General features: G+C 51.2%; 1 rRNA gene. It reads right to left on the minus strand.

Going from position 1 to position 1,659, the window contains the following annotated elements:
• Positions 1-1,550: ribosomal RNA gene (locus Q4550_RS23110) — 23S ribosomal RNA — on the minus strand; the annotation flags it as partial.
• Positions 1,551-1,659: the final 109 nt, after the last annotated feature.

The following is a 1,659-nucleotide window of genomic DNA, read 5'->3' on the forward strand; positions in this document are numbered from 1 at the left end:
ACGGTGAACGGATTTGCCTATTCACCAGCCTAATCGCTTGGACGCGCATTTCCAGCAGCGCGCTCTCCCTATCTTTCTGCGTCCCCCCGTCGTTCAAACGGAAAGGAGGTGGTACAGGAATATCAACCTGTTATCCATCGCCTACGCCTTTCGGCCTCGGCTTAGGTCCCGACTAACCCTGAGCGGACGAGCCTTCCTCAGGAAACCTTGGGCTTTCGACGGACAAGATTCTCACTTGTCTTTCGCTACTCATACCGGCATTCTCACTTCTAAGCGCTCCACCAGTCCTTTCGGTCTGACTTCACAGCCCTTAGAACGCTCTCCTACCATTGTCGTAAGACAATCCACAGCTTCGGTGATACGTTTAGCCCCGGTACATTTTCGGCGCAGCGTCACTCGACCAGTGAGCTATTACGCACTCTTTAAATGATGGCTGCTTCTAAGCCAACATCCTGGTTGTCTAAGCAACGCCACATCCTTTTCCACTTAACGTATACTTTGGGACCTTAGCTGGTGGTCTGGGCTGTTTCCCTCTCGACTACGGATCTTATCACTCGCAGTCTGACTCCCGCGGATAAATCGTTGGCATTCGGAGTTTGACTGGATTCGGTAATCCGGTAAGGACCCCTAGTCCAATCAGTGCTCTACCTCCAAGATTCTTGCCGCGAGGCTAGCCCTAAAGCTATTTCGGAGAGAACCAGCTATCTCCAGGTTCGATTGGCATTTCACCGCTACCCACACCTCATCCCCGCATTTTTCAACATGCGTGGGTTCGGGCCTCCATTCAGTGTTACCTGAACTTCACCCTGGACATGGGTAGATCACCTGGTTTCGGGTCTACGACCACGTACTATTTCGCCCTATTCAGACTCGCTTTCGCTGCGGCTCCGCCTTCTCAGCTTAACCTTGCACGGGATCGTAACTCGCCGGTTCATTCTACAAAAGGCACGCTGTCACCCATTAACGGGCTCCAACTAGTTGTAGGCACACGGTTTCAGGTTCTTTTTCACTCCCCTTCCGGGGTGCTTTTCACCTTTCCCTCACGGTACTGGTTCACTATCGGTCACTAGAGAGTATTTAGCCTTGGGAGATGGTCCTCCCGGATTCCGACGGGGTTTCACGTGTCCCGCCGTACTCAGGATCCGTCTCGGAGGGCATCGGATTTTGACTACAGGATTGTTACCTTCTCTGATGGACCTTTCCAGGTCGCTTCGTCTATCCGTGCCTTTGTAACTCCAAAGAGACGTCCTACAACCCCAGAGGGCAAGCCCTCTGGTTTGGGCTGATTCCGTTTCGCTCGCCGCTACTCAGGAAATCGCGTTTGCTTTCTCTTCCTCCGGGTAATGAGATGTTTCAGTTCCCCGGGTCTGCCTTCCATTCCCTATGTATTCAGAAATGGATACCATCCTATTAAAGATGGTGGGTTCCCCCATTCGGAAATCTCCGGATCAAAGCGTACTTACAGCTCCCCGAAGCATATCGGTGTTCGTCCCGTCCTTCTTAGGCTTCTAGTGCCAAGGCATCCACCGTGCGCCCTTAGTAGCTTAACCTTCGATTTGTTAGGCATTGCTGCCATAACGCATCAGTTATTACTAAGTTATTGCATAAAAAATAATTATTGGATGTCGTTGTTTGTGCTATCTAGTTTTCAAGGAACAA

Source organism: Anaerobacillus sp. 1_MG-2023 (assembly GCF_030547345.1).
Lineage (GTDB): Bacteria > Bacillota > Bacilli > Bacillales > Guptibacillaceae > Guptibacillus > Guptibacillus hwajinpoensis_B.